Below are 25,708 nucleotides of genomic sequence, written 5' to 3'. Positions count from 1 at the left end.
CTTTATGGAATTATAATGTATTTTAGAGGGCTTCTGGCTTTATGGAATTATAAAAGATAAACGGGGTGGAGATGGATTCCATCCCGTTTGTTGTGTGGACGCTGGATGATGCGGCAGCAATAATCAAAAAGTTTTAAATAAAAATGAACAATAATGTAGAAATGCCAACTCCTAAAATAAACGGAAGCAGCTTGCTTTTGCGTTCTTTTGGCAGTTCTTCCTTAACGGTGTTTAATAAGATGCCTCCTGCGAGCCAACTGAACCAAAGAGCAAACAAGGTGGTAGGGAGTGTGACGAAGAAGCCGAGCAGCCAACCCGCAAAAACAGAAAGAGCCAGTAGCAGCGAACCCCATGGGTCATATCGCTTTTGATGGTCCAGCCGAAGCCCCACATCATTAACCATCAGGTGTAGAATGAAAGCGACCGTGAAAATGATTAAGGATTTAGGCTCCTGCTTCAACCCTTTAATCAGGTAATAGCCTATAAATGAGTTATAGAGAACGAAGGCTCCTATATGAAAAGTAAAGACGGTTGTATCCGGTTTTGATGATTTCACAAAATGATTTATAGAATAAAAGGCAATAAAGCCAACAGTCGCAACTAAGTACAAACTATAATCTTCAAATTTTTTTGGGATGGGGATAAGGATATTGAACTCCTTCTGGATCTTTTGGAATTCAGGTAAAAGATGAATGATGACATAGGCAACGGATGCACCGCCGGCAAAGCTTAGAATTGGTTTTCGCGGCTGCTCCATCAATTTGGAGTAGTATTTTACAGATAGATGGACTCCTGCTAACAGGATTACCAGAAAAAAAGTCAAAATAGCCAAGTTTTTTTTACCCTCCTTAGGCTTTTCCTTCCCTCTGTAAATCAGCCGCAAACTATGAAAAGAAGAACACATTTGCAAAATGACATTATATATCTGCGATCTTCCTTCACTTCTGTTAAAATAGTACAAAAAGCAAGGCTTGTATTGCTTTAACGCGGAAAACTTTGCTATGATCATTATTATTGTCTGACGATTTAAAAATGGAGGTGCTATTATGTCAAGGATTTCAGAAGATCAGGTGAAGCATGTCGCACACCTGGCGAGACTGGCGATTACTGAGGAAGAGGCGCAAATGCTGACAGACCAGCTGGATAAAATCATTACATATGCAGAACAGTTGAATGAACTGAATACGGATAATGTTGAGCCGACTGCTCATGTGCTTGAAATAAAGAATGTTATGCGCGAGGACCGTGCCGAAAAGGGCCTTCCGCGCGAAGAAGTTTTAAAGAATGCGCCTGAACACCAGGGTGGGCAGATCAAAGTACCTGGAATTATGGAGTAGGAGGATCGGCGATGAGTTTATTTGAACATAAGATTTCGGAGCTTCATGAGCTTTTACATAAGAGAGACCTGAGTGTTTCCGACCTGGTCGATGAATCATTCAAGCGGATTGGCGAGGTTGAAGGCAAGGTACAGTCGTTCTTGACATTGGATGAAGACAATGCAAGGGCAACAGCGAAGGCATTGGATGAGAAAGCCGTGAAAAACGCTCCAGCCAATAAATTATACGGCTTGCCAATCGGCATTAAAGATAATATCGTCACGAACGGATTGCGCACGACGGCAGCGAGCAAGATTCTCGAAAACTTCAATCCTATTTACGATGCAACTGTCATCCAGAAGCTGAAGCAGGCTGAAACGGTGACTATCGGCAAGCTGAACATGGACGAGTTCGCGATGGGATCATCGAATGAAAACTCTGGCTTCCAAAAAACGCTCAACCCTTGGGATCTTGAGCGTGTTCCAGGTGGATCTTCGGGCGCTTCCGCTGCTTCGGTTGCAGCAGGTGAAGTGCTGTTCTCTTTGGGTTCTGATACAGGCGGATCAATCCGGCAGCCGGCATCATTCTGTGGTGTGGTCGGCATGAAGCCAACATACGGACTTGTTTCCCGTTTCGGATTGATTGCCTTCGCGTCATCTTTGGACCAAATTGGCCCAATCACACGAAATGTTGAAGACAATGCCTTTCTGTTAAAAGCGATCGCGGGCCACGACCAGATGGATTCAACTTCTGCAAAAGTGGATATCCCGGATTATATCGGTTCCCTGACTGGCGATATAAAAGGGTTAAGGATCGCCGTTCCAAAGGAATATCTCGGCGAGGGCGTAAATGAAGAGGTGCGCAAATCTGTCATGGACGCACTTGAAGTACTTGAGCGCCTTGGAGCTACATGGGAAGAGGTATCCCTGCCGCACTCCAAGTATGCTCTGGCTACTTATTATCTTTTATCTTCATCCGAAGCGTCCGCTAACCTGGCGCGCTTTGATGGTGTCCGCTATGGCTATCGTACACCAAATGCTGAGAATCTGATTGAAATGTATAAAAAGACTCGTGCAGAAGGCTTCGGTGAGGAAGTAAAACGCCGGATTATGCTTGGTACTTTTGCGCTAAGCTCTGGTTATTATGATGCTTACTATAAAAAGGCCCAAAAGGTCCGTACACTGATCAAGCAGGACTTTGAAAAAGTATTCGAACAATATGATGTCATTGTTGGACCGACAACACCAACTCCAGCCTTCAAACTTGGCGAGAATACAAGAGACCCGATGACAATGTACGTAAATGATATTTTAACGATCCCGGTCAACCTGGCAGGTGTGCCGGCCATTTCGGTTCCATGCGGACTTGATAAAGGGCTCCCGCTAGGTTTGCAAATCATCGGACGCCATTTTGATGAAAGCACAGTATATAAGGTTGCCCATGCGTTCGAGCAGGCAACAGAATTCCATAAACAACAACCTGAATTGTAAAGGGGTGAAAATGATGAAGTTTGAAACGGTAATTGGGCTTGAGGTCCATGTTGAATTAAAAACAGATTCGAAAATCTTTTCGGCGAGTCCGAACCATTTTGGTGCCGAGCCGAATACAAATACAACCGTGATCGACCTTGGCTATCCTGGAGTACTGCCGGTTGTGAATAAGAAAGCAGTCGATTACGCTATGAAAGCCGCTATGGCTCTGAATTGTGAAATTGCAGAGCACACGAAATTCGACCGCAAAAACTATTTTTACCCGGATAACCCGAAGGCCTACCAGATTTCCCAGTTCGATAAGCCAATCGGTGAGAACGGCTGGATTGAGATTGAGGTAAATGGCTATAAAAAGAAAATCGGCATCACCCGCATCCATATGGAAGAGGATGCCGGCAAATTGACACACGGCAATGGCTATTCACTAGTGGACTACAACCGCCAGGGAACGCCGCTCGTGGAGATCGTATCGGAGCCCGATATACGCACTCCGGATGAGGCATATGCTTATCTTGAAAAGCTTAAGTCCATCATCCAGTATACGGGCGTATCGGATTGCAAGATGGAAGAAGGTTCACTCCGCTGTGATGCGAATATTTCCATCAGGCCGGTTGGCCAGGAGGAATTCGGCACGAAAACCGAGCTGAAGAACCTGAACTCCTTCAACTTCGTTCGCAGGGGCCTCGAGTATGAAGAAAAGCGTCAGGAAGAGGAAATCCTTGCTGGACGTGAAATTCAGCAGGAAACAAGGCGATATGATGAGTCAACAAACACTACGATCTTAATGCGTGTAAAAGAAGGGTCGGATGACTATCGTTATTTCCCTGAACCGGACCTGCCTGACCTTTACATTGATGAAGAGTGGAAAGCAAGAGTCCGTGCGGAGATTCCAGAACTACCGGACGAGCGCAAGAAGCGATATGTTGAAGAGATGGGACTGCCAGCTTATGATGCTGAAGTGTTAACTGTTTCTAAGGAAATGGCTGATTTCTTTGAATCGGCTGTGAAGGCAGGAGCAGACCCTAAACAGGCGTCAAACTGGCTTATGGGTGAATTCTCTGCCTACCTGAAGGCTGAATCGAAAGAGCTGCATGAAACAGCATTGACTCCTGAAGGGCTTGCCGGGTTGATCAAGCTGATTGAGAACGGCACAATCTCTTCCAAGATCGCCAAGCAGGTATTCAAGGAATTGGTTGAAAAAGGCGGCGACCCTGAGAAAATCGTCAAGGAAAAGGGACTCGTCCAAATTTCCGACGAAGGTGCACTGCTAAAAATCATCACCGAAATTATCGACGCCAACCCGCAATCCGTCGAAGACTTCAAGGGCGGGAAGGACAAGGCAAAGGGCTTCCTTGTCGGCCAGATCATGAAAGCAACCAAAGGCCAGGCGAATCCGCCGTTAGTAAACAAATTGCTTGTTGAGGAATTGAATAAGAGATAATAGCGAAAGCTGGCGAACCAATCGCCAGCTTTTTTGTCGATATTTCCCGGGAAAAAGGGAAATGTACACCGAAAAATAGTCCTATAAATACACTGATGCTAATATTAGTATAAGAACGCAACAGGTGCTGGCCGTTATTTTATTAAGAGATATTGACCTTGATCTGCCTTACATAAAAAAAGAAAAGATTACTAATGTTGAGCTGGATCAAAGACCATCCTGAAGAAGGTAAAAGAAGTCGTAATCGAATTTAACAGGCTCAACGACGAATACGATCATTTCATAGAAACACTGGAACGTGAAGAATTATTCGAGTTCATTGATGATAAAACGTGGGAAGCCGGTCTGGTGCTTGACGATGATATTACAGAAGATTTTGGTTGAAGAGGTTCCGAATGAAGTGGTCTATGGAATATTTTAAGAAAAGCAGTCTGGAAAAGTCATTGGGCCGGTTCAATAACGTTGATTAAAGTTCAGGAGTTGTGCTCATGTATAAGGTATTTCTGCAAAAAATAGACAAGCTTTATAATGATGACCGGAAAAAACTATGGACTGGCACGATTCTGTATGGAAATCTGTATGAAGACCGGTGGCAAACAAATATCCAAAAGCCTTTGAATCTTGAAGAATTACATTCACTCGAAGACGAAATAGGCAATATGCCGAATGACTTTAAAGAATTCCTGTTAACGTCGAATGGATGCTACTTGTTTGATATTTTAAGGGTCGCTGGTAAACAGAATGGTTATAGAGGTATGACCATTGAGGAACAGATTCATCAGCCAATCTCATTTCGGAATATTTCGCCTTACTCACGCAATACAAAACACCTGGATGGCTTATTTGTATTTGCGGATTCGATGCTCACAGGCACATTTTTCGCATATAACGAAGAAGGTCAGATACTTCAATTAGAATTAAGGACCTTTAAGCCTATTAATACCTATCAAACTCTGATGGAATTGCTTGAAGCAGTATACGAGGCAGGCGAGAGGCTGGTTATTAACAAAGAATATCTGGATTTTGAATAAGAAAACATAAGGCCCTTCAATCAGGGCCTGATTTAGATTATTGCCGGTCACCATGCGTCAATATTCTGATCAAAGATTCCTTATCCTCGACTGTCTGCTGAAGAAATTCTGTATTAAAGATCAAGTATATTGGTGCTGTATATATTCGAAGCTCTTGATAATGTGTCTTCTTCAATTCCTCCATATTATCTGATATCTGAAAGGAATCAAGCTTTTCCTTTACCTCTTCAGGAATGTCGAACTTTTCTGACTCTCCACGTGGAACAATTGCAAGGACAGCAAGTTTTTCAGGATCCTTTGATAAAAAATCATATAGGGGTGGAAGTTCTTCGATATCTAGCTTCACATAGTAAGTACTAAATTCCTTTCTCCATATTGCTTTTATCTTAAAATAGGTTCTTTCCATGTACGGGTTTTTTGGAATGGGAATGCTGGTCCCTTTAACAATCTTCTTTTCCATGCCTGGTAATGTATTTATCTGGCTGATTAAAATAGAATCAGGCTCTATTTCTGGAGGAAATGAGACTTCGAGTGTTTCTCTTTCCTTGACCTTTGATGGATTCATGCCAGCCATGGCTTTGAGCGGATCCATTTTCTCCGTCTTGGTGCCATGCCAATCATATTGGCCGAGAATTTGTGGAATCTCCTGTCCATTCACCGTTACGATTGGTACAGGCGGCTTTTCCTCTTTATATAATTTGTAGCGGTCCATGGCGATCAATACGGTCAAAAGCAATATGGTTGATGTTCCATAGAATAGCAGCTTTCTCTTCATCATTTTCCCCTCAAGCTTAAGTGGTCACTATATGAATTCTATTAAGAATATGTAATTTCCTGTAAGATTTTATCGGAATGTAAAAAAACCACAGAGAAAGATCTCTGTGGTACCAGATTTTACGACTTTAAATTTTCAACACTCATATCGAATTCTTTTTCGATTTCAGGGTTTGGTCTATAAGTAACAAGGCTGATGACTACGGAAATAACCAGGTTGATGATAAAGCCCGGTACGATTTCGTACATGACATCGCTCAGGCCGAGATTACTCCAGATAACTACTGTTGCTGCACCGGCAACCATACCGAAGATTGCGCCCCAGTTGGTCATCTTTCTCCAGTAGAGGCTTAGCAGGATAATCGGTCCAAACGCTGCACCGAAGCCTGCCCATGCGTATGCAACAAGCCCAAGGATTGTATCGTTCTGAACCCAGGCAAGGGCAGCAGCGATAATCGCTACAACCAGTACCGCGATACGTCCGAAAAATACGTATTGTTTATCAGATTTTTCTTTTTTGAATAAGATCTTGTATAAATCCTCCGTCAGTGCGCTGGACGTAACGATCAGCTGGGACGAGATCGTGCTCATGATTGCGGCAAGGACGGCTGCGAGCATAAGTCCGGCAAACAATGGATGGAAGAAGATTTGCCCGAGCACGATGAAGACTGCCTCAGGGTTATCAAGTTTGACATCAGGATTCTGGGTGAAATATGCAAGACCGATTAAAGCTGTCAGTATTGCTCCGATTAAGGAGAAGATCATCCAGCTCATTCCGATCCTTCTTGCACTTGTTGTTTCTTTTATTGATGTGATTGCCATGAAACGGGTGATGATATGTGGCTGACCAAAATAGCCAAGCCCCCATGCTGCCGTTGAAATGATGCCCAGCAGAGTTGTACCTTTAAATAAATCAAGCAATGCAGGGTCGATCGATCGGATTGTATCGAACGTTTCTGCAGGTCCCCCTGTTTTCGTGAAACCGATAATCGGCACTAGCAGCAGGGCGAGAAGCATCATCATACCCTGGATGAAATCTGTGTAACTTACAGCCAGGAATCCGCCGAATAGTGTGTACGCCACAACTACCGCAGAAACAAGCAATAAGCCGGTATGATAATTAAGGCCGAACGAACTCTCGAAGAAAACAGCCCCGGCGACCATTCCGGAGGAAACGTAGAAAGTAAAGAATAGAAGAATAACAATACCGGATACGATTCTTAAAAGCTTTGTATCATCTTTAAAACGGTTTTCAAGGAAGCTTGGAATCGTGATGGAGTCATTCGCAACATGTGTGTATGAGCGGAGTCGAGGTGCTACATAAAGCCAGTTGAGATACGCGCCTACGGTCAATCCGATGGCAATCCATGCACTTGCTAAACCGCTTACATAAATTCCCCCAGGAAGGCCCATCAAAAGCCAGCCGCTCATATCAGCCGCACCGGCGCTTAGCGCTGTGACTGCCGGACCGAGCGATCTGCCGCCAAGCATGTAATCAGTCAGATTGCTTGTCTTTTTGTAGGAATACCAGCCGATATAAAGCATCGCGGCCATGTAAATCCCGATAGAAATGATTTGATACATATCGTTGGACATCATCTTTTCCCCCTTTGTTATTTTGAGAAAATATTAAAAAAATATTGCTAATACAATTAATATTCTATCATTTTACGTAAATGATTAACAATCTATTTTTTCGCTAAAAAAGTTATTCCATAAATAGTAATTTACTTTATTAATATATTTAAAAAATAAGAGACCATGGTTGGACAACCATGGCCTTTCGTCAAAAGTTCTTAGGGGTAATGCGGTCTCCCTTCACTTTTTTATCATTGATCTTTGGTTCTATGCCGTTAAAGAAGTTCTGCAAGTTTGAACGGTGCAGGAAAATTAATAAAATAATAAAAGCAGTGAAAAGAAGCGGCTCATTGATATCGGGAGAGAAGAACGAATAAATCAGCATCGCGATTCCAACTGAAATAGAGCCCATAAATACATATTTGGTAAGGAAAATAACGGCAAAAAATGTCACATAGACGGCCAGGAACATCCCGATATTAACAATCAGCAGGGCACCAGCTGTCGTGGCGATTGCCTTGCCGCCGCGGAATCCGGCGAAGATGGGGAAACAGTGGCCAACTACCGCAATCAATCCCGCATACAAAGGTTCAATCGGTACATTGAAAGTCAGCGGAAGTGAGGCCGCCAGCATTCCTTTTGCCACATCAATCAGCAGGACAATGATAGCAGCTCTTTTGCCCATTACCCGCAGTGTATTGGTGGCGCCGGGATTTTTGCTGCCGTGATCCCTGATATCCACATGGAAAAAGTATTTGCCGACCAATAATGCGGTCGGAATCGAGCCAATTAAATAAGCAGCCAGGAGAATCAGCCAGATCATAAAAAGTCACCCTTTTAGTCAAGATTAGAGGTTCTGGTGTATTGTAAAATTATGTAACCATCCTTTCTGTATTGTAAAAAATAAATGGTATGATTGAAAGAGTTTTTCTGAAAAATACGATAGTTAACACTTTGATTAAATACTGAGTTTCTTTTTGGCAAATAGGTGTAAAGTAGTTTATGATATATCCGGTAGTATCCGGGAGATTGCCTGGATGAGAAATATGAGCTATGATGTAAAATGATGGAATCAAAAACCATATTAAGTAGGATGATGGGTATGAAAAGAGCAAGAATCATTTATAATCCGACTTCTGGCCGTGAAGTTTTTAAAAAGCATCTTGCGGAAGTTCTGGTGAAGCTGGAGAATGCCGGCTATGAAACATCATGCCATGCAACGACATGCGAGGGTGATGCGACGCAGGCTGCCAGGATTGCAGTCGAGCGGAAATATGACCTCGTGATTGCGGCTGGTGGCGATGGAACGATCAATGAAGTGGTCAATGGAATCGCCGAGCAGGAATACCGCCCGAAAATTGGCGTCATTCCAGTTGGCACAACGAACGACTTTGCCCGCGCACTGCATATTCCGCGGGATATCGAGGCAGCGGTCGACATCATTATAAAAGGCGAAACGATCCCGGTCGACGTTGGCCGGATCAACGATAAATATTTCATAAATATCGCAGGCGGCGGCAGGCTGACTGAGCTGACATACGAAGTTCCAAGCAAGCTCAAGACGATGCTCGGCCAGCTCGCATACTATTTAAAAGGAATCGAGATGCTGCCATCGATCAGAGCATCTGAAGTGACCATCGAGTATGATGGCAAGCTGTATGAAGGCGAGGTCATGATGTTCCTCGTCGGGCTGACGAACTCTGTCGGCGGATTTGAGCGCCTGGCACCGAACTCATCAATCAATGACGGGATGTTCTCGCTGTTGATTTTGAAAAAGACTAACCTGGCTGATTTTATCAGGATTGCTTCACTTGCAGTCCGTGGCGAGCACATCAATGACCCGGGTGTAATATACACACAAGCCAACCGGATCAAGGTGCATTCGAAGGAAACAGTCCAGCTGAATCTCGACGGAGAATACGGCGGAAACCTTCCAGCCGAATTCGAAAACCTGTTCAGGCACATCGAAGTCTACGTGCCGCTCGACGAAATCCGTCCAGAAGACCGTCCGGAGAACCTGGAATTGAACTTTAAAGCAGAATGATTGGAAACCACTCCTGGTTGGAGTGGTTTTTTTGTGGTTTGGAGTAGGGTATAGGAGGATATTCCTTGGAAAATGATTATATTCCTTAAAAATGAAAATATATTCCTTAAACCTATCGATTTATTCCTGAGAAAGCAGGATATATTCCTTAGATTTTGGTTTTATTCCTATATCAAAATAAATCGATGTATGCTGATCAATATTTAGCTGTGATCAACCATTTTTACTGACAACCTCTGATAACTAAATCAGGCAAGCTAATATAGATGTACCAAAAGCCCGCCATTCGAAATGAAAAATTTGCCTGAAAATCATATTTGGATGAAAATAAAAGATAATAAGATAAAAGGATGTGGATACATAATGGGGAAGAAAGCGTTGATCAATATCGACTATACGTATGACTTCGTGGCGGATGATGGGCGGCTGACTTGCGGTGTGCCTGGCCAGGCAATTGAAGAGAATCTGGTTGGCGTGACGCAGGAATTCATCAAAAATGGCGATTATGTTGTTTTCGCGATTGATGTCCATGATGAGGGGGACGAGTTCCATCCGGAAACAAAATTGTACCCGCCACATAATATCCGCGGCACAAAGGGCAGAGATTTGTTCGGCAGCCTTCAAGAAGTTTATGACGAGAACAAACATCTGGACCATGTGTATTATATCGACAAGACAAGGTATTCTGCGTTTGCCGGTACGGACCTGGAAATAAAGCTGCGCGAGCGGGGCATCACGGAAGTCCATCTTGTCGGGGTATGTACGGATATTTGCGTGCTGCATACAGCGGTCGATGCTTACAATAAGGGATTTAAGGTTATTGTGTATAAGAATGCGGTGGCTTCTTTTGACCAGGTCGGGCATGAATGGTCACTTCGTCATTTTGAGAACACGATTGGGGCAGAGGTCAGGTAGGATATTGAATACGTGGTTTTGGCAGGGAAAACGGTAAAAAGGTAAGTCGGTTTTCCGTGTTTTTAAAAGCATCCGTGCAATGTCCATGATGAATTAGATGCAGTTAATTTGGAGGTTTTTTGATGAGTACGAAATTCACAGATGATAGTTTAATGCTCCATACGGACTTATATCAGTTAAATATGATGGAAACTTACTGGCGTGACGGCGTCCATAATCGCCGCGCGGTGTTTGATTTGTTTTTCCGCAAGCTTCCTTTCGGCAATGGATATGCCGTTTTTGCAGGCCTAGAAAAAATCATCCAGTACATCGAGAACTTTGGCTTCACAGAGGATGATATTCAGTATTTAAGAGAGGAAGGAAAGTTCGGAGAAGATTTCCTTGCTTTTTTACAAGATATGAAATTCACTGGCTCGATCCGTTCTATGCAGGAGGGGGAGATTGTTTTTGCCAATGAGCCGCTGATTCGGGTGGATGCTCCGCTTGCTGAAGCGCAGCTGATTGAAACTGCGCTGCTGAACATTGTCAACTACCAGACATTGATCGCGACAAAGGCTTCCCGTATCAAGCAGGTGGTGAAGGATGAAGTGGCGATGGAGTTCGGTACACGCCGGGCGCATGAACTGGATGCGGCGCTCTGGGGCACTCGCGCTGCCTATATCGGAGGTTTTGATTCGACCAGTAACGTACGTGCCGGCAAGCTGTTTGGAATTCCAACCGCTGGGACTCATGCGCATTCCATGGTTCAGGCTTACAAGGATGACTATACCGCTTTTAAAAAATACGCCGAAACGCATAAGGACTGCGTATTCCTTGTTGATACGTATGATACTCTAAGGTCCGGTGTGCCAAACGCAATTAAGGTTGCCAGGGAATTTGGCGACAAAATCAACTTTATCGGGATCCGCCTCGACAGCGGTGACCTTGCGTATCTTTCCAAGGAAGCACGCAAATTGCTGGATGAAGCAGGATTTAAGGATGCAAAAATCGTGGCCTCCAGCGATTTGGATGAATACACAATCATGAACCTGAAAGCCCAGGGCGCAAAAATCGATATTTGGGGAGTGGGCACAAAGCTCATTACCGCCTATGAACAAGCTGCGCTCGGCGCTGTTTATAAAATCGTTTCAGTCGAGCAGTCTGATGGAAGAATGGAGGACACCATCAAGATTTCCTCAAATCCTGAAAAAGTGACAACGCCTGGAATCAAAAATGTGTACAGAATCATCAACAAAGCCAATAATCGTTCTGAGGGGGACTACATCACACTTGAAGGCGAAAATCCGCAGCAGGAAAAGCGCTTGAAGATGTTCCACCCGGTCCACACGTTCATCAGTAAGTTTGTCACCAATTTTGATGCAAGAGATTTGCATCATGATATTTTTAAGGAGGGCAAGCTTGTGTATGAACAGCCAAGCCTGGATGAAGTCCGCAAGCATTCAACATACTGCCTCGGCGTTCTTTGGGAAGAATACACACGCATGCTTAATCCTGAAGAATACCCAGTGGACCTCAGCCAGAAATGCTGGGACAACAAGATGCGCAATATAGAAGAAGTGAGAGAAAAGGTCATGGAGATGACTGGAGAGAAAATGTAATGGTGAGGGCTGCTTCCTGAGGGGGAGGCAGCTTTTTAAATATATCCTGCGAATATGAAGGATTTCCCCTAGGAATAAAGAATTATTAGAGAACGAATCTTCTGCTAAGGGTGTTGCCGTGTGAATGACCAGAAGTGCAAGGTGGATTACGAACAGTTCATTCCAAGAGAAACGGGCTTTATTTTCAAGTTCGAAAAGAAAGACAATACCTTCATCCATACGTTTATTGAAGGCAAACTTCTCGGAAAAATGGGTCTTTGCCCAGAATTAATTGAGGGAAAAACTTTATTTGAGTTCCTTCCGGCTGAACATGCTCTCCGTAAGGCAGCTTTTTATGAAAAAGCTTGGAACGGGGAGCATGTCAACTATGAAGGGAGCATAGGAGGAATCCACTACTTGGCTGTCTTGAATCCTGTCCTGCAAAACGGAGTGACGGTGGAGGTAATCGGGACGTCGATCGACATTACCAAGGAAAAAACGAGAGAAAAGCAGGTCCAGCAGATGGAGAAGCTTTCCGTAGTTGGTGAATTGGCGGCAGGCATCGCTCATGAAATCCGGAATCCTCTCACATCACTGAAAGGTTTTACGAAAATCATCAAAGAAAGTGTGTCGGACCAAACTTTATTGCCGTACCTGGACATCATGCTGGATGAGATGGACAGGATCAATGAAATCGTCAATGAGTTCATGTTCATTGCGAAACCAAGTGAACATGTCAATTTTCAGCAAACAAATTTTAATAAGCTATTACAGGAATGCATTCACTTTATGGCACCTCAGGCCAACCTTAAAAGTATTGAAATAGAGCTGAATTCCGATTCCGAAGTTTTCTTGAATTGCGACCGCAAGCAAATGAAACAGGTGCTGATTAATTTGCTGCAAAACTCGATCGAGGCGACAGAGGACAACGGACATTTTATCGAAGTAAGGCTCGAAGAAATGGGCACGGATTCTGTTTCGGTAACAATCATCGATAAGGGCTGCGGAATTGAAGATTCAAGGTTCAACCGGTTATTCGAACCGTTTTATTCAACAAAAGAAAAAGGGACTGGGCTAGGGCTGATCACCTGCAAGAGAATCATCGACCTCCACCAGGGCCGTATTGATATCAAGAGCAAGCTTGGCGAAGGCACAACCATCAGGATTTGTTTACCAAGGTCACTGGATGGAAAATCGTAAAATAAAAAGTGCTTTGCTCCTTTTTGGGGCAGGGCATTTTTGCTGTATATCTGTTACAATGAAAGAGTATTTCCTCATCACTCCCCCACTTTTTCTCACTGAAAGGAGTCCGCAAAATGCTGCAAAAAGCCCATGAATTATTGCAAAACCATTTTGGCTATTCCTCATTCCGCCGAGGACAGGACCAGGCAATCACCTCGGTGCTGGAAGGGAAGAATACGGTCTGCGTCATGCCGACCGGTGGAGGCAAGTCGATCGTCTATCAAATCCCGGCACTCGTGCTGCCAGGGACGACCATTGTCATCTCTCCGTTGATTTCTTTGATGAAGGACCAGGTGGACACACTCATCCAGCACGGAATTCCGGCGACGTATATCAACAGTTCGCTGACTGCCGGCGAAGCCGCCAGCCGGATGGATGACGCCAGGAACGGAAAGTACAAGCTGTTATATATCGCGCCAGAGCGGCTTGGATCCTGGGAGTTCATCGATGACTTGCAGGACATGGAAATCCCGCTGATCGCTGTCGACGAAGCGCACTGTATTTCCCAGTGGGGACACGATTTCCGACCGAGCTATCTGCAGATTTCTGGCCTGGCTGACCGCCTGCCTAGAAAACCGATTGTGCTCGCCTTGACGGCAACCGCGACACCAAAGGTAAGGGAAGACATTTGCGCCTCGCTGAAAATAAACCCTGAGAATACAGTGATTACAGGGTTCGAGCGCAGCAACCTGAGTTTTTCTGTCGTAAAGGGCCAGGACCGACAGGCCTATTTAAGGGATTTTATCAAAAAGAATGAGAAGGAAGCAGGCATCATCTATGCAGCGACACGGAAGAATGTCGACCAGCTTTATGAGTGGCTGCAGAAGGAAGGCTTCAATGCCGCCCGCTATCACGCAGGAATGAATGATGAAGACCGGAACCGAGAACAGGAGCGTTTTTTACAGGATGAAGCCACTGTGATGGTCGCGACGTCGGCATTCGGGATGGGCATCGACAAAAGCAATATCCGCTATGTCCTCCATTTTCAGCTTCCGAAAAATATGGAGAGCTACTATCAGGAGGCTGGACGTGCCGGTCGTGATGGCCTGGACAGTGAATGTGTCGTGCTGTATTCGTCCCAGGATGTCCAGGTGCAGCGCTTTTTGATTGACCAGTCTGCGGATCGTGAACGGATTGCGCCTGAACTGGAAAAACTGCAGCAAATGGTCGGCTACTGCCATACGGAGGAATGTCTGCAATCCTATATCCTCCATTACTTTGGCGAGAGTGATGCGGAGCCGTGCGGTCGCTGCGGCAATTGTACCGACTCCCGTGAAACGGAGGATGTCACGAAGGATGCGCAAATGGTGCTGTCGTGCATCATCCGGATGGGCCAGAAATACGGCAAGGCAATGACGGCGAATGTTTTGACCGGTTCGCGAAATAAGAAGGTGCTCGAATTCCGGCTAGATAAACTGCCGACGTACGGATTGATGAAGAATAAGAGCACGAAGCAGGTGAATGACCTGATCGAGTTCCTGATTTCGCAGGAACTGATTGGTGTAGAGCACGGAACTTATCCGACGATTTATGTCCCGGAAAAGGGGAAGGATGTTTTGCTCGGCAAGACCAAGGTGTTCAGGAAGGAAGCCGTCCGGGTCAAGCAGGTTTCAAATGATGATCCGTTATTTGAAGAACTGCGGGAATTGCGGCGAGAGATTGCTTCTGCTGAAAAAGTGCCGCCATTTGTGATTTTCTCAGATTCCTCACTGAAGGATATGTGCCTGAAGCTGCCGCTGACGGATGGAGAATTCCTTAGTGTGGCTGGAGTTGGAGAGCATAAGCTGCAGAAGTATGGCGCACCATTCATTCAGCGGATCATCGAGTTCTGCGAGGAGCACCCAGAGCGTCAGCCCGTGATGAATGCAGTAGCTGAGCCGGTGAAGAAACCGGCGAAAAAAGCTGTTGGCGATTCCCATCTTGAAACCTACAAGCTGCATCAGGAGAGACTGTCAGTGGCTGAAATTGCCGCCAAGCGTGAATTGGTGGAAAGCACGGTCGAAAATCACTTGATTCAATGCATCCAGCAGGGAATGGAAGTCGACTATGACGTGCTGATTCCTGCTGAGTTTATAGCTGACCTGGAGCAAGCCGTGGCAGAAGCCGGCCGCGACAGATTAAAGCCAATCAAGGAACTGCTTCCAGAAGAGGTCAGTTATTTTATGATCAAGGCATTTTTGTATATGTCCAAAAAGAAGGTACATTAAGATGAGACGAAGCCAGGGGGCTTCGTCTTTTTTCATGTTATCCACTTTATCCAGGGGTTTTGTTGTCAGTTCGGTAACATAAAGAAGTGAAATGTTCCCCGTTAATTGAGGAGAATAGGAAACGGGTCACATAAAAAGCAGATATGTGCCCGGTCAGGGGAGGAAAGGGAGAAACGGGTCATATAAATGCCGGATATGTGCCCGGTCAGGGGAGGAAAGGGAGAAACGGGTCATATAAATGCCGGATATGTGCTCGGTCAGGGGAGGAAAAGGGAAAACGGGGCACATAAATGCTGGATATGTGCCCGGTTAGGTGTGGAAAGGAGAAACGGGGCACATAAAGAAACGATATGTGTTCATTTAGGTGAAGAAAAACAGGTCAAAATAATGCAAATAAAATACAGTTGATTTCCAGTCAAACCTACTCTCCAACAGCAAGAATCCTATTACTCTAACAAGGTCAAACGAAAATAACACTTTTCAGAAAAATTAAAAATGGTAAAATATAACTGATGACTAATATAGGGCTGGTGTGAGAATGCATCCGATTACGGTTATTGAGATTTTGTTGGCATTGGGTCTGCTTTTGCTGATTTTAGGTGTAGGTTATTTTTTGCCGCGGAACAGGAGAAAAACTGTAATCAAGATTGTCTTGATTGTAATAGTGCTAGAGCTGGCCTTTTTTGGAGTCCGTCCATTATGGATTGACTATCATCGTGAGATCAAGACGGAGCAGCTGTCTGAATATCTAAACAAAAGGTATCCGGGGGAAAAGTTCGAGATCAGTTATCCGACCAGCAGGAGCTATAGTCCATATCAGATGCAAGTCAGGTTCGCCAATGAGCCAGGCTGGATTTACTCTTATTTTGTCAATAAGGATGAAATCAAGCAGGTGGATATTGGGGTTCCCGATGTGGAGCTGCCGGAAGAAGGCGATCACTATGAGGATTTGGGAGATTGAGAGAAAGATAGTGGAATATATAAAAATAAAGTCCATCAGGAGGCTTCATGGTTTATTTTAAAAAGGCAATCGAGCAGTTTGTATTGTGGATTGTCTGTGTATTTTTGTTCATCGGGATTTTGTTTATGCCGGTTACGACGGAATACCAGACTGGTCAGGGCGGACAGTTTGAATCCGCAAGCTATCAGTATGAATTGGACAAGCACATTGCTAATATCAAAGGTTTCTTTACGTATATAAAAGAAAACCCTGACCTTGGAGAGTTTGTCCCTGGCGAATCGTATGGCCACCGGATTGCGGGCAAGGCCTGGAAAAGCCTGCTTTTGATTGTTCCGACTTTGATTTTTGCTTATATTTTTGGCATCCTAAAAGGGATTTTTGATTTCCGGATGCAAAAAAAGAAGCTGAACTTCCTTGGGAATGGGACGACTTGGCTGTTCATCTCCATGCCGGATCTCTTTTTCATCATCATCATCCAGATTGGATTGATGTTTTTATATGAAAAAGGTCTGTTTTTCCATGTAACGTTATATGGAAGTGAAAAGCTGGAAACCTATATTGTTGGCATTCTATTTTTGCTCATTTATCCTGTATTCTACCTTGCGAATATCACGAATGTGAGCCTACAGGAGCAGTCGGGGAATGATTATATCCGGACTGCGAGATCCAAAGGGACATCCGACGTGAAAATATTGTTCATACATATTCTGAAAAATTCGTTTCCAAGGATTCTGGCGCATGCGAATACAATTACACTCTATGTATTATCGAATCTATTTATTGTAGAAAAATTGATGAATTTTCAAGGGGCGGCGGATGGCCTGTTTAATGCTGTCCTGAGGGGCACAGGCTTCAAGGTCGGGATGGAAATCATGGTGGACGGGATCTCGGCCGCAGGTTACACAGTCTTTTTTGCCTCCATCATTTTGGTCTCGAATCTGGTCACCCAGCTCTTTAAAAGTCTGGTCACTCCGGTTTCGCAAGAGGTGGACCATGAATAGATCATTACTTTTTGGCTTATTCATTTTGTCTTTTCTAGTGGTCATTTCATTTATCGCTCCATATCTTCCGTTCGTGGATACCTCGTTAAAGGAAACAGTGATGAGGCAGAAGGAAGGAGGAGGGTTTGAGCTTCCTCCGTTCGCGCCATCTGAGGATCATCCAATCGGCTCGGATGCGAATGGCGTGGATTTATTGAGCAGGGTGCTGCTGGGTACGAAAGAAACGCTGTTAACGATCCTGGCGATTGTCTTGATTCGTTATATCATCGCGGTTCCGCTGGCGATGGCGAGTTTTTATTCGAGGTTTTTCCGGAGGGTCCTGATTCTTTGGAATCGGTTATTCTCCTTCATGCCGCCGATTTTCTTTGTGATTCTTATTCTCGGCACTCCGTTCATTGTGTTTTCAGGTAATCGATATCTTTGGATCTTGCTCGTTCTCGCGGTAATTGAAGTAGGGCGGGTTGCTGATATTTTTTATCAGGGCATGGTGGATATCTCGAAGAAACCTTATGTCGAAGCGGGGATCGTCTCGGGCTCTTCACCGTTGACGATGCTGAAAAAATACTACTGGCCGCCGTTAAGACCTTTTTTTATCGTCCAGTTTTTCTCTGACCTTGGAAGAACATTGTTTCTCATCGGCCAGCTGGGCATCGTCGGAATTTTTCTTAGTGTCAAATTCGTTTCCCAGCTCGATGGTGCCTATCAGGCGGTGAACACGTCCAATGTCTGGCCAACCTACTTCGTGAACATTACCAACCATATCTGGTCACATCCATGGCTGCCGATTACCGGAACCGTCGCCATTGGGATTACCATTTTTGCATTCTCCATGACCAGCAGCGGGCTCCAGAAGTATTTTGACAAAAAATATAAGAGAGGTTAAACGAGGGAGAGGTGCAAATGCACTTCTCTTTTTGTTTAAGTCTGTTTTCGTAATGATTGTTGTTAAAATCTTCAAGCCGATTTTAACGTGATAATAAGTCATTTTATAGTTCGGAATTAAGTGTGCAGGCTCTTTTCTCTTAATTGGCTTTAATTTTGTGCAGAAATATATATCATTCAATCCAATTTTGTTGCCAAAAACAACAAAGTTTGAGAAAAGAGCCTTGTTTAAAAAGGATTCATTAAGTTAATCAAAAAGTGTAACCTTTTTAACCGTTCTCCTGACAAATAAATAAAGAGTTTCATCAACAGGAGGATCGGACAATGAGAAAGTTATGGATAATATTGCTGATGGGTTTGCTGGTGACCGGCTGTGGTACAGGAAACCAGGTATCGAATAACAATAATGAAGAAAAAGGAGGTGCCGGAATCGTGGCAGGAGAAATGGCTGCAAGTATAAAAGAGGATAGTCCGCTGGTTTTTCAATATGAAGTGAAAAATCAGACGGAACAGGAAGTGACCCTGGAATTTACGAGTTCCCAACGTTACGATTATTCGGTCGAGACAAAGGATGGAAAGGAAATCTTCCTATTCTCAAGTGTCGCCAACTTCTTACAGGCTTTAGGAGAAGAAAAAGTAAAGCAGGGGGAGACGTTGAGCTATGAAATCGACCTTCATGAGCTATCCCTGGATAAAGGTGACTATATCCTTTCTGTCTGGATGACGCCGAAGGAAAGAAAAAAGTTCAGGGTGACAAAGGAATTTTCTGTTGAGTGATGAATCTCCAAGTTACATTAAAAATTGAATCATGGCGAATGTGATGGAGATGATGCTAATTCCAGTTCCAACAATCCATTTGATCAATTGGATCTGGTTTTGGCTCAGTCTTTTTTCAAGGTCTGCAGCGGCTACGACTTCTTTATCAGCCAGGATCTGGTTTACCAGGGCCCGAACATCATCATGATTCAATTGTGGTTGTGAGGAGTCTTGAATATGATCGATCAAGGCTTCCAGTTCCTCTATTTTTAACTCTAGTTCTTTTATTTTAAGCTTTAAATTATCCATAGTATCATCCTTTGCTTTTTCCATATTCTATTCGTAAAAAGAGATAAAGACGGGGCTTGTACCTAATCGAACCGTTTTAGAAATGCCCAAACTGCGGCCTTCAGATAAAAAGGGAGAATCGAAATGAGAACAATAAAAAAGGGGATTCTAATGCTGTTTCTGCTGGCTTTAAGCCTTGCAGCCTGCTCGAATGAGCTGATATCTGGCGAGGGTTTTATTTTAGAGGTAAGCGATGAGGCAATTCTAGTCGTAAAAAACATAAATCAGGAAAGATATAATGAAATCAAAGATGTTCCCGGTGACTCATTAATCGACCAAGGAGGATTGGAGTTAATCTGGCTGGAATATGAGGCAGCGGATAGGTTACAAAAAGGCGACCATATTGAGTTCTGGATTAAAGGCAATATCAGGGAAAGCTATCCAGAGCAAGCCATTGCAAAGAAAAAAGAACATAAATAAGATGTGAAATCGAAAGCTGATCAAAAAGTTGGCTTTCTTTTTTTATGGGATGAAAGATTCAGTTGTTTTTGTCAGGACTTTGATTCCGCCCGCTCCTTCTATTGCTGCACCGATGGATTGTATAAAGTCCGAAGAGATGATGATTTTCTGCAATTCTCTCAGTTCATCCTGATTGAAGGTAGACAGTTCTTTGCTGACAGCTAAAGCTTCGATTGTCTGGCCGATTGATTGGATCCATACACCAGCAACAATTTCGCTTTCTCCATCTCTGTCGGCTTTCAGGGCATATAACCTGGATAATAAAACCGCTTCTGTAATTTGGGCTGCTGCCTGAATGCAGAGGGAGATAGAAATCTGCTTTTCAATTTGGGCAATCAACTCCTCTTTGCTCAAATCGCTCTTCTCTTTATAAAAGTAATCCATTTTGCATTTCCTCCAGTCCATCGTGCGGATACTCAATTATATTCATATGAAGGAAATCGGCTATATAGGGAAGTGCCTAAAAGGTAATGCGTGTTCAGTAAGGAGCAGGAAGAAAGCAAATTCATAATTACAACATAGTGCCCAATTCCAACAAATTTAGGCGATTGCACTATGTGATTTGCCTAAATCTACATAAGGTGTAAAGGGAACATATTTAAGACCCACTGAGAGGAGTGCTTGCATGTATACAGATACAATGAATGCCCATTTTGTACCAGAGGTGAGAACCTTCGGAGCTGGTGGTGGACTGGGATCGTTAACTGGGTTAATGCAGCCTGGAGGATACGGTTACCAAGGAGGACCAGGCTATGGTGGCGGATTCGGCTATCCGGGATATGGCCAATATGGAGGATGGGGTCCATACCATGGAATGCCGTGGCACGGCGGATTTGGACACCACCACCATTGGCATGGAGGACCTTGGCATGGAGGAGGTCCCGGTTACCCTGGAGGACCATGGCATGGGGATCAGCCGTGGTTTGGCGGCCATTGGCATGGTCGATATTGATTTAAAAACTTTCCAATAGAGATTAGGTGTAAACCCTGAAGAAAAGCACAGCGAATCTATTCCCATTCGTTGTGCTTTTTTACTTAGGTGTTAAATTTGATATCAATGAGTGACGAATGGGTCTTGGTCTGAATGCAAAGTATGAAAGTTGTGGGCCGGCGTTTCGCAATCACTCCTTCAATATGATAAAATCTGACTTAGCTAATTCACAGCAAAGGACTTGAAATGATGAGCAAAACAATCCCTGTTAAAAAGAATGATTATATAGATGTAGAATTTGAGGATTTAACGCATGACGGTGCGGGTGTGGCCAAAATTGATGGCTACCCTATTTTCGTCCAGGGCGGACTCCCTGGCGAAAAGGCAACAATTAAAGTGACCAAGGTGAACAAGGGCTACGGTTTTGGACGCCTGATGGAGATTCTTGAAATAAGCACCTTCCGTGTTGAGTGTCCGGCAGAGGATGCCCATAAATATGGAGGCTGCCAGCTGCAGCATATCAGCTATGAAGGCCAGCTGAAGTATAAGGAAAACCAGGTGAAACAGGTACTGACGCGGATCGGCAAGCTTGAGAATGTTGTAGTGCATCCGATTCTTGGAATGGACAACCCGTGGCATTATCGGAATAAAGCACAGGTTCCGGTTGGCGAGAAAGATGGCAAGCTGATCGCAGGCTTCTTCAAGCCGCGCAGCCATGAAATTGTCGATACGAATGAAAGCCTGCTGCATCTCCATGAAATTAACGAAGCTGTCCAGGCAGTAAAAGAAATCGCCAGCGATTTGGGAATCCAGCCATATAATGAAGAAAATCATAAAGGGGTGCTTCGCCACATCATGGCGCGTTATGGACGCCAAACTGGGGAGCTGATGGTCGTTATTGTGACGAGGACCAATGAAATCCCGCATAAAAACCAGCTAATTGAAAAGATTATCGCAAAGCTGCCTAAGGTAAAATCAATCGTCCATAACATCAACTCGAAGAAAACGAATGTAATTATGGGAGATCAAACGAACTTATTATGGGGCAGTGAAGTTATCTACGACTATATCGGTGACATAAAATTCGCGATCTCAGCGCGATCATTCTATCAGGTGAACCCTGAGCAGACAAAGGTGCTTTACGACAAAGCGCTCGAATACGCCGAGTTGACAGGGGAAGAATCTGTCATCGACGCCTACTGCGGCATTGGCACAATTTCGTTATTTTTAGCGCAAAAAGCAAAAAAAGTATTCGGCGTGGAAATCGTTCCCGAAGCCATCGAAGACGCAAAACGCAATGCCCAGCTGAACGGCATCACAAACGCTGAATTCGCAGTCGGAGAAGCCGAAAAAGTCATCCCGGCATGGTACGAAGAAGGCAACTCTGCAGATGTATTAGTAGTTGACCCGCCACGCAAAGGCTGCGATGAAGCACTGCTGCAGACCATCATCGACATGAAACCGAAGAAAGTAGTTTATGTGTCATGTAACCCAGCCACCCTCGCGAGAGACTTGCGAATCCTCGAAGATGGCGGGTACATGACGGTTGAAGTCCAGCCAGTTGATATGTTTCCACAGACGACGCACTGTGAAGCTGTTGCGAAAATAATTTTGAAAGAAGGCAACTAACCCTCTGGGCGTTGTCTTTTTGTTTGTTGAATGGAATTCCGACTAAGAAATTTTCGTTTTTAGATCTTAGGCTTTATAAGCTGGAAAAAACTCGGCCGTTTTTTATAGAGCCGAGTTAACAAGAAAATTACCATATCGATTCAAACTGTTTGGAGTAGAGGTTTGAATATGCTCCATGCTTTTCAAGCAGCACATCATGTGTTCCTTCTTCGACAATACCCTCCTCAGTCAAAACGATAATCCGCTGTGCGTTCCGAATTGTTGAAAGGCGATGAGCAATAACGAGGGTTGTTCGCCCTTTTGCGAGCAATTCCAGTGAGTCCTTAATGATGCTTTCGCTTTCGTTATCTAGTGCACTCGTTGCTTCATCCAAGATAAGGATTGGGGGATTCTTAAGGAACACGCGGGCAATGCTAAGCCGCTGCTTTTGTCCGCCCGAAAGCCTGACCCCCCGCTGACCAATTTCAGATTGGTAACCGTTCGGCAGCTTCATGATAAAGTCATGTGCATTAGCGGACTGGGCCGCAAAGATAATTTCCTCATCACTTGCATTGGGATTCCCGTATCGGATATTTTCCATTACCGTTCCTGCAAACAGGTACATATCCTGTTGAACGATACCGATGTTTTTTCTTAATGAATAAAGATCGATTTCACGGATATCAATTCCGTCCAGCATTACCTTGCCGTCAGTGACATCATAAAAGCGGGGGATAAGAGAGCAGAAAGTCGTTTTTCCTGCACCCGAAGGGCCGACCAAGGCAACATATTCTCCCGGTTTTATTTTAAGCGACATATTTTCCAAAACATGATCCAAATGGTCTTCATAACGGAATTGAACATGCCTGAATTCAATTTCACCAAGGACTTTCTGGAGGCTCACGGCATTCGGTTTGCTTTCGATCGCGGGCTTTAGATTCATAATTTCCATAAAGCGCTGAAAGCCGGTGATGCCTTCCTGGAGTTGTGTGCTCATATGAACCATTTTTTGAATCGGTTCCAGCATAAAATTTATATACAACAAAAAAGTAAGTAAATCTGCTAAATCAAGTGTGTTTTTTACAATACTGGCACTGCCGAAAATAATAACTGCAATCGTAATCAGCTGGATAAATGTTTGTACCCCATTGTAAAAAATCGCTTCTGCTTTATAGAAGGCTATCCTGCTTTCAAGGAAGAGGTTATTTTCACGAGTAAACTTCTTAATTTCCACCTTTTCATTGGTGAACGATTTTACAACGCGGATGCCAGCCAGACTATCCTCCACCTGAGCGTTTACGTCGGCAATCCTTTCTTTGTTTCTTCTTAATATCCTGTTTTCAATCTTGTTGAGCTGAAAAATAAAAAAACCCAAGAACGGCAAAAAGCAAAATACAATAATCGTCAAGGGGGCATTAATGAAGAACAAGATGACAAACGCCCCGACTAAACGAACCAGGTATTTTAGATAATCTTCAGGTGCATGATGGTATAGCTCTGAAAGCATCAACAGGTCGTTCGTAATCCTCGACATGAGCTTGCCGATTTTTTCTTTATCGTAAAAACTGAAAGAGAGTTTTTGCATGTGCTCAAACAGTTCGCTGCGCAGGTCGCTTTCCATGCGAGCGCCTAATTCATGTCCTTTAAAGTCAACAAAGTAATTCGCAAGATTTTGGATTGCGGTTAGAACAAGCATCAGCCCGCCAATCCAAAACACTTTATTTAATGCGATTGATAGGTTCCCTTCAAGGACGTCCTTTGTAATATACCTTACGAGAAGTGGAAACAACAAAGACAAGGCGGAGACGATAAAGGCACATGCCAATACGGACAAAAACAATTTTTGATAAGGTTTATAATAAGAGAAAAATTTTTTGACTGAAGAATCCATGAGTTACCCCTTTATGTGTTATTTAAATAAACACATATAAGGGAGTACACCGTAACAATTAAAGAAGTGTTTCCCCCTTATATGTTTGTACGGTTTTGTTCATGATGTTTCTCATTGAAATTCCTCCTTAATGGTTGATAAGAAAATTATAATCTAATTATTTGAAATAAGTACAGAATATTCTTGAAATTATTGATGAAATGTCCCTATGTCACCTAATCTCAGATTGGCTCTTGACCAGGCAAAACTGTTTTAATAGAGTCTGCAGCCACATTTTAGAAGTCAGAACAAATAAAGGTCAGACACACCCAAAGAGGAGGAGTTGAATTGTGAAATTTTTGCTTACATCTGCAGGCATTAATAACAAAAGTATACATGAAGCGTTGGTTGACATGCTGGACAAGCCGATCGCCGACTCTAACGCCCTGTGCATCCCCACCGCGATGTACGGACACCCCTGGGTTGGCCCCGGCGTCAAAGCTTGGGAGTTCATCAGCGGGAAAGAAGATAATCCTATGGTCGACCTGGGCTGGAAATCTGTCGGCATTCTGGAACTCACAGCACTACCAAGTATTAGTGAAGACCGCTGGGTGCCGTTGTTACAGGAGACGGACGTCCTGCTGGTCGCGGGAGGCGACGCCCTCTACCTGGGTTACTGGATGAAGCAGTCCGGATTGGCGGACCTCTTGCCGTCACTCAACGCAGTCTATGTGGGGATGAGCGCCGGTAGCATGGTGATGGCACCTAGAATTGGGGACTTCTTCGTTAGCTGGACTTCGCCGAGCGGTGGCGATGAAACGCTGAGTATGGTCGATTTTGCAATGTTCCCGCATCTGGATCACGAGATGCTGCCGTATAACACGATGGCTGCTGCAGAGAGATGGGCCGCTGGGATGCAGGGGCCGGCATATGCAATTGATGATCAAACCGCCATCAAAGTGATTGACGGAGAGGTCGAAGTTGTCACTGAAGGGAATTGGATACTTTTTACGCCATAATCTTACTACGCTGCTAGCATCTGGGATGCACCCCCAAATTCACCGAGTACTACAGTTCAATAATGAGGTATTCATCGAGATTCCGTGCAAGTACAGTTGCGGAGAATAGAAGACTTCGGTTTTTGTTGATACTTGATCGACTTGAATGGTGACAACCTAGCAGTGATGTATTCGGAGATCATATTCGTAAAATATTAAAAAACTCACCAGGCACCTCAACTGTTGCCACATACACTCAACGCATGTGGAGTGTGTGGC

The 25,708-nt window shown here is 44.2% G+C and carries 24 protein-coding genes; 17 read left to right on the top strand and 7 right to left on the bottom strand.

The features are described 5' to 3' along the window. Positions 1–133: 133 nt before the first annotated feature. Positions 134–832: a hypothetical protein gene (locus FS736_RS19430; protein WP_144480405.1), complete on the bottom strand. Its 699-nt coding sequence runs from the start codon at positions 830–832 to the stop codon at positions 134–136. A gap of 214 nt (positions 833–1,046) precedes the next feature. Here FS736_RS19430 and gatC point away from each other — a divergent pair, with 214 nt between their 5' ends. From gatC to FS736_RS19410, 4 genes are all read left to right on the top strand, one after another. Continuing rightward, positions 1,047–1,337: an Asp-tRNA(Asn)/Glu-tRNA(Gln) amidotransferase subunit GatC gene (gene gatC, locus FS736_RS19425; protein ID WP_144480403.1), complete on the top strand. Its 291-nt coding sequence runs from the start codon at positions 1,047–1,049 to the stop codon at positions 1,335–1,337. An 11-nt stretch (positions 1,338–1,348) separates the two neighbouring features. Next, positions 1,349–2,806, top strand: a complete 1,458-nt coding sequence (gene gatA, locus FS736_RS19420; RefSeq protein ID WP_144480401.1) for an Asp-tRNA(Asn)/Glu-tRNA(Gln) amidotransferase subunit GatA — start codon at positions 1,349–1,351, stop codon at positions 2,804–2,806. 13 nt (positions 2,807–2,819) lie between these two features. Beyond that, positions 2,820–4,247, top strand: a complete 1,428-nt coding sequence (gene gatB / locus FS736_RS19415) for an Asp-tRNA(Asn)/Glu-tRNA(Gln) amidotransferase subunit GatB (protein WP_144480495.1) — start codon at positions 2,820–2,822, stop codon at positions 4,245–4,247. Positions 4,248–4,735: 488 nt separating this feature from the next. After that, complete coding sequence (locus FS736_RS19410; RefSeq protein ID WP_144480399.1) at positions 4,736–5,278, top strand: SMI1/KNR4 family protein; 543 nt, start codon at positions 4,736–4,738, stop codon at positions 5,276–5,278. Positions 5,279–5,315: 37 nt separating this feature from the next. Here FS736_RS19410 and FS736_RS19405 read toward each other — a convergent pair whose 3' ends face one another. The 3 genes from FS736_RS19405 to plsY form a co-directional block, all read right to left on the bottom strand. Beyond that, complete coding sequence (locus tag FS736_RS19405; RefSeq protein ID WP_144480397.1) at positions 5,316–6,056, bottom strand: hypothetical protein; 741 nt, start codon at positions 6,054–6,056, stop codon at positions 5,316–5,318. Positions 6,057–6,172: 116 nt separating this feature from the next. Beyond that, on the bottom strand, positions 6,173–7,648 hold the full coding sequence (gene putP, locus FS736_RS19400) for a sodium/proline symporter PutP (protein ID WP_144480493.1): 1,476 nt from the start codon (positions 7,646–7,648) through the stop codon (positions 6,173–6,175). A gap of 190 nt (positions 7,649–7,838) precedes the next feature. After that, the gene (plsY, locus tag FS736_RS19395) at positions 7,839–8,453 is read right to left on the bottom strand and encodes a glycerol-3-phosphate 1-O-acyltransferase PlsY (protein WP_144480395.1); all 615 of its coding nucleotides are present in this window, start codon (positions 8,451–8,453) and stop codon (positions 7,839–7,841) included. A 279-nt stretch (positions 8,454–8,732) separates the two neighbouring features. On the opposite strand from plsY, the gene FS736_RS19390 reads away from it, so the two are divergent. The 9 genes from FS736_RS19390 (at position 8,733) to FS736_RS19350 (ending at position 19,236) form a co-directional block, all read left to right on the top strand. Next, positions 8,733–9,674: a diacylglycerol kinase gene (locus FS736_RS19390; RefSeq protein ID WP_144480392.1), complete on the top strand. Its 942-nt coding sequence runs from the start codon at positions 8,733–8,735 to the stop codon at positions 9,672–9,674. 363 nt (positions 9,675–10,037) lie between these two features. Further along, entirely contained in the window at positions 10,038–10,589 is a 552-nt protein-coding gene (locus FS736_RS19385) for a cysteine hydrolase family protein (protein ID WP_144480390.1), read from the top strand. Between the two features lie 122 nt (positions 10,590–10,711). Then, positions 10,712–12,187 carry a nicotinate phosphoribosyltransferase gene (locus FS736_RS19380; protein ID WP_144480388.1) on the top strand — a complete coding sequence of 492 codons (1,476 nt, stop codon included), beginning with the start codon at positions 10,712–10,714 and terminating at the stop codon, positions 12,185–12,187. A gap of 120 nt (positions 12,188–12,307) precedes the next feature. Further along, positions 12,308–13,366 (top strand): ATP-binding protein, encoded by a 1,059-nt coding sequence (locus FS736_RS19375; protein ID WP_144480386.1) that lies wholly within the window; start codon positions 12,308–12,310, stop codon positions 13,364–13,366. Between the two features lie 116 nt (positions 13,367–13,482). Then, positions 13,483–15,615 (top strand): DNA helicase RecQ, encoded by a 2,133-nt coding sequence (gene recQ, locus FS736_RS19370; protein ID WP_144480384.1) that lies wholly within the window; start codon positions 13,483–13,485, stop codon positions 15,613–15,615. Between the two features lie 538 nt (positions 15,616–16,153). Further along, positions 16,154–16,576, top strand: a complete 423-nt coding sequence (locus tag FS736_RS19365; RefSeq protein WP_144480382.1) for a hypothetical protein — start codon at positions 16,154–16,156, stop codon at positions 16,574–16,576. 47 nt (positions 16,577–16,623) lie between these two features. Next, entirely contained in the window at positions 16,624–17,577 is a 954-nt protein-coding gene (locus tag FS736_RS19360) for an ABC transporter permease subunit (RefSeq protein WP_144480380.1), read from the top strand. After that, positions 17,570–18,460, top strand: a complete 891-nt coding sequence (locus FS736_RS19355) for an ABC transporter permease subunit (RefSeq protein ID WP_283904543.1) — start codon at positions 17,570–17,572, stop codon at positions 18,458–18,460. Before FS736_RS19360 ends, FS736_RS19355 begins: the two co-directional genes overlap by 8 nt. A 323-nt stretch (positions 18,461–18,783) precedes the next feature. Further along, positions 18,784–19,236: a BsuPI-related putative proteinase inhibitor gene (locus FS736_RS19350; protein WP_144480376.1), complete on the top strand. Its 453-nt coding sequence runs from the start codon at positions 18,784–18,786 to the stop codon at positions 19,234–19,236. 12 nt (positions 19,237–19,248) lie between these two features. Here FS736_RS19350 and FS736_RS19345 read toward each other — a convergent pair whose 3' ends face one another. Beyond that, entirely contained in the window at positions 19,249–19,524 is a 276-nt protein-coding gene (locus tag FS736_RS19345) for a hypothetical protein (protein WP_144480374.1), read from the bottom strand. A 123-nt stretch (positions 19,525–19,647) separates the two neighbouring features. On the opposite strand from FS736_RS19345, the gene FS736_RS19340 reads away from it, so the two are divergent. Continuing rightward, positions 19,648–19,983: a DUF3221 domain-containing protein gene (locus tag FS736_RS19340; protein WP_144480372.1), complete on the top strand. Its 336-nt coding sequence runs from the start codon at positions 19,648–19,650 to the stop codon at positions 19,981–19,983. A gap of 42 nt (positions 19,984–20,025) precedes the next feature. Here the strand turns inward: FS736_RS19340 and FS736_RS19335 are convergent, their stop codons facing one another. Continuing rightward, a complete protein-coding gene (locus FS736_RS19335) occupies positions 20,026–20,406 on the bottom strand; it encodes a hypothetical protein (RefSeq protein ID WP_144480371.1) in 381 nt (126 codons plus the stop codon). Positions 20,407–20,647: 241 nt separating this feature from the next. Between FS736_RS19335 and FS736_RS19330 the strand changes: the two genes are divergently transcribed. Continuing rightward, complete coding sequence (locus FS736_RS19330; RefSeq protein WP_144480367.1) at positions 20,648–20,974, top strand: spore coat protein; 327 nt, start codon at positions 20,648–20,650, stop codon at positions 20,972–20,974. A 228-nt stretch (positions 20,975–21,202) separates the two neighbouring features. Continuing rightward, positions 21,203–22,582, top strand: a complete 1,380-nt coding sequence (gene rlmD / locus FS736_RS19325) for a 23S rRNA (uracil(1939)-C(5))-methyltransferase RlmD (protein ID WP_144480491.1) — start codon at positions 21,203–21,205, stop codon at positions 22,580–22,582. A 127-nt stretch (positions 22,583–22,709) separates the two neighbouring features. On the opposite strand, the gene FS736_RS19320 is transcribed toward rlmD, so the two are convergent. Beyond that, on the bottom strand, positions 22,710–24,452 hold the full coding sequence (locus FS736_RS19320; protein WP_144480365.1) for an ABC transporter ATP-binding protein: 1,743 nt from the start codon (positions 24,450–24,452) through the stop codon (positions 22,710–22,712). 329 nt (positions 24,453–24,781) lie between these two features. On the opposite strand from FS736_RS19320, the gene FS736_RS19315 reads away from it, so the two are divergent. Continuing rightward, positions 24,782–25,450, top strand: a complete 669-nt coding sequence (locus tag FS736_RS19315; RefSeq protein ID WP_144480363.1) for a Type 1 glutamine amidotransferase-like domain-containing protein — start codon at positions 24,782–24,784, stop codon at positions 25,448–25,450. Positions 25,451–25,708 lie beyond the last annotated feature (258 nt).

The sequence above is a fragment of the Cytobacillus oceanisediminis 2691 genome, assembly GCF_007678455.1.
GTDB lineage: Bacteria > Bacillota > Bacilli > Bacillales > Cytobacillaceae > Mesobacillus > Mesobacillus oceanisediminis_A.
This window is presented reverse-complemented; position numbering and strand designations above follow the sequence as displayed.

Excerpts from the sequence above, each read along its gene's own strand:
- gatC (WP_144480403.1), top strand. The coding sequence starts at position 1,047 with ATGTCAAGGATTTCAGAAGATCAGGTGAAGCATGTCGCACACCTGGCG.
- gatA (WP_144480401.1), top strand. The coding sequence starts at position 1,349 with ATGAGTTTATTTGAACATAAGATTTCGGAGCTTCATGAGCTTTTACAT.
- gatB (WP_144480495.1), top strand. The coding sequence starts at position 2,820 with ATGAAGTTTGAAACGGTAATTGGGCTTGAGGTCCATGTTGAATTAAAA.
- FS736_RS19410 (WP_144480399.1), top strand. The coding sequence starts at position 4,736 with ATGTATAAGGTATTTCTGCAAAAAATAGACAAGCTTTATAATGATGAC.
- FS736_RS19405 (WP_144480397.1), bottom strand. The coding sequence starts at position 6,056 with ATGATGAAGAGAAAGCTGCTATTCTATGGAACATCAACCATATTGCTT.
- putP (WP_144480493.1), bottom strand. The coding sequence starts at position 7,648 with ATGTCCAACGATATGTATCAAATCATTTCTATCGGGATTTACATGGCC.
- plsY (WP_144480395.1), bottom strand. The coding sequence starts at position 8,453 with ATGATCTGGCTGATTCTCCTGGCTGCTTATTTAATTGGCTCGATTCCG.
- FS736_RS19390 (WP_144480392.1), top strand. The coding sequence starts at position 8,733 with ATGAAAAGAGCAAGAATCATTTATAATCCGACTTCTGGCCGTGAAGTT.
- FS736_RS19385 (WP_144480390.1), top strand. The coding sequence starts at position 10,038 with ATGGGGAAGAAAGCGTTGATCAATATCGACTATACGTATGACTTCGTG.
- FS736_RS19380 (WP_144480388.1), top strand. The coding sequence starts at position 10,712 with ATGAGTACGAAATTCACAGATGATAGTTTAATGCTCCATACGGACTTA.
- recQ (WP_144480384.1), top strand. The coding sequence starts at position 13,483 with ATGCTGCAAAAAGCCCATGAATTATTGCAAAACCATTTTGGCTATTCC.
- FS736_RS19365 (WP_144480382.1), top strand. The coding sequence starts at position 16,154 with ATGCATCCGATTACGGTTATTGAGATTTTGTTGGCATTGGGTCTGCTT.
- FS736_RS19360 (WP_144480380.1), top strand. The coding sequence starts at position 16,624 with ATGGTTTATTTTAAAAAGGCAATCGAGCAGTTTGTATTGTGGATTGTC.
- FS736_RS19355 (WP_283904543.1), top strand. The coding sequence starts at position 17,570 with ATGAATAGATCATTACTTTTTGGCTTATTCATTTTGTCTTTTCTAGTG.
- FS736_RS19350 (WP_144480376.1), top strand. The coding sequence starts at position 18,784 with ATGAGAAAGTTATGGATAATATTGCTGATGGGTTTGCTGGTGACCGGC.
- FS736_RS19345 (WP_144480374.1), bottom strand. The coding sequence starts at position 19,524 with ATGGATAATTTAAAGCTTAAAATAAAAGAACTAGAGTTAAAAATAGAG.
- FS736_RS19340 (WP_144480372.1), top strand. The coding sequence starts at position 19,648 with ATGAGAACAATAAAAAAGGGGATTCTAATGCTGTTTCTGCTGGCTTTA.
- FS736_RS19335 (WP_144480371.1), bottom strand. The coding sequence starts at position 20,406 with ATGGATTACTTTTATAAAGAGAAGAGCGATTTGAGCAAAGAGGAGTTG.
- FS736_RS19330 (WP_144480367.1), top strand. The coding sequence starts at position 20,648 with ATGTATACAGATACAATGAATGCCCATTTTGTACCAGAGGTGAGAACC.
- rlmD (WP_144480491.1), top strand. The coding sequence starts at position 21,203 with ATGAGCAAAACAATCCCTGTTAAAAAGAATGATTATATAGATGTAGAA.
- FS736_RS19320 (WP_144480365.1), bottom strand. The coding sequence starts at position 24,452 with ATGGATTCTTCAGTCAAAAAATTTTTCTCTTATTATAAACCTTATCAA.